At 33.7% G+C, this 1,949-nt stretch carries 3 protein-coding genes; all 3 read left to right on the forward strand.

Annotated elements, in window-relative coordinates:
- Window positions 1-93 precede the first annotated feature (93 nt).
- Window positions 94-489 carry a glycoside hydrolase family 3 protein gene (locus G322_RS0118980; RefSeq protein WP_022943243.1) on the forward strand — a complete coding sequence of 132 codons (396 nt, stop codon included), beginning with the start codon at window positions 94-96 and terminating at the stop codon, window positions 487-489.
- Between the two features lie 666 nt (window positions 490-1,155).
- Window positions 1,156-1,536, forward strand: coding sequence for a hypothetical protein (locus G322_RS0118985; protein ID WP_022943244.1), 381 nt, complete (start codon window positions 1,156-1,158; stop codon window positions 1,534-1,536).
- A gap of 245 nt (window positions 1,537-1,781) precedes the next feature.
- A partial coding sequence (locus G322_RS24970; RefSeq protein ID WP_022943245.1) for a DUF4277 domain-containing protein occupies window positions 1,782-1,949 on the forward strand: 168 nt, incomplete at its 3' end.

Genomic DNA, 1,949 nt, shown 5'->3' on the forward strand with positions numbered 1-1,949 from the left:
AGCTATTTTTCCTGCGCAAAATTTAGATCACATACTTAATGTAATCGGTATCACAAGCAAGGTACTCTCCACGATCTGCTTGATTTTACTGGTATGTCTGATGATGAGGGCATTGGTAATTCTTGGGTGATCACACCATCTCTTGATGAGATCCAAGTGGTGATGAGCGAAGTTGGTGAGGGAAATACGGTTATTTCTCTATATTTCCGTCAAGCATATGTAATGGATGAGGACAGTGGTCTGAAAAATGCAGGTGCTATTCTTGCGACCTTTGGTTCGAGTGATAGTGCGCTGATGGATATTGTTAGCGGTGAGTTCAAGCCAACGGGTAAACTACCGTTCGCGCTAGGTAACAGTCGTGAAGCGATTATAAATCAAGACTCTGATGCGCCGGGTTATAAAGCAGGGGATACGTTATATCCACGGCATAAGCTACTAATAAATAATGAGTTTTATTATTTATTAGTAGCTAAAATGTCAGGAAATTAACTTAATGCCGTTTGCTTAAGTAATTTTCGACTTATATCTTAGTGGATTATAAAACACCGAATGTGAAAACGTTCGGTTTTTTTAGGCAAGTAAAATGTTTTTACATCTTCACCAATTTCCGTCGTTTGGAGAATGTTGCCATTCTCTTAGAGGGCATGCCACACTTAATAGCAGCTGTAAAATAATTTCATCTGTTGATTAAACAAAAAAAACAACCCAAAATATGATTGATAATTATTATCTATCGACGAGTTCATTCAGTTTTATTACAGGATCGCTATTAAGGTGTTTATATGGAATAGGAAGATAGATCAAGATCAAAAAATTAAGATAGATTGGTTAACCAATCTAAGCATCATGTATAATGCTTATGTATTATATTGAAATATATAAACAACTATGAACTGAAAGTTATTGCTGTGTAATAGTTTTAACTGGCGAAAAAAACTTCGCTTATTGCGAGCATCCTTTTTGCTCGACAGGCAAAAACTTTCTGAATAAAAGACCTCAATTTTAGTTGAAGATAATATTAATGAACAATTTTATGATGATTTCATTGTTCTCATTCAGTGCATCCTGATTGCCCATTAATCGCATTTAATGCTATCGCTACTCTAAAAAAGTATTAATTAAAATTAATAGAATGTTAGTTAACTAGGTGTAAATATGAATAAATATATTAATGAACTTACTTGGAATGATAATAATATCCCACATCGCTTATGGGTTGAAGAATACAAAAACGAAAGTGTTCGCTTATGTTTAAAAGTGATTAAAGATGTTGAGCCTGAAATATTGTATTTAGATTTAGTCGTTAGCCAGCAACAAGTAATTAAATCCTGGTTAGGAAAAGCATTCGCAATTTCAGATGAATTTAATGATGGGAAATTGTATTCACAAGTAAGAAACTTACTGAACTTACCGACAGGTTGCGTTGTTTGGACTGTGAATCATATTCAAATGCCGAGTGGATTAAAAATGTCGGCAGATAAATTGGCATTTATACCTGAAATGAAGCAAAAAAATGGTTTGTTAGTCGCCATATAACCTATATTTTAAATTTATTCAGTAATCAATACCCCCATCAATAATGTCGTTATATTATGGGGTATTTATCCCCATGATACTTCAAGATGCACAGTCAGCTAGGCATAAAATTGAAGGTTAGTTATTCTACATAGAGACTTTATCACACATTGATTAGGTCAAATTCCGATAATTTCCATTTAAAATATAAGCAGCTAAACGATCGTTAATTTAGTAAAATATAAGCCTTAATAAACGAGGTAAATATGAGCTTTAAAAATCACCATGGTATTGTCGCTGGCATTATTGATGACTTACAAATTGTTCCGCTATTAGATAAATATTTACCTCAAGATGAAAAGCAAGAAATAACACCAGGCGAAGCTGTTAAAGGGATGATAATGAATGGCTTGGGCTTTGCTAATCGTCCGTTA

Source organism: Psychromonas hadalis ATCC BAA-638, from assembly GCF_000420245.1.
Classification (GTDB): Bacteria; Pseudomonadota; Gammaproteobacteria; order Enterobacterales; family Psychromonadaceae; genus Psychromonas; species Psychromonas hadalis.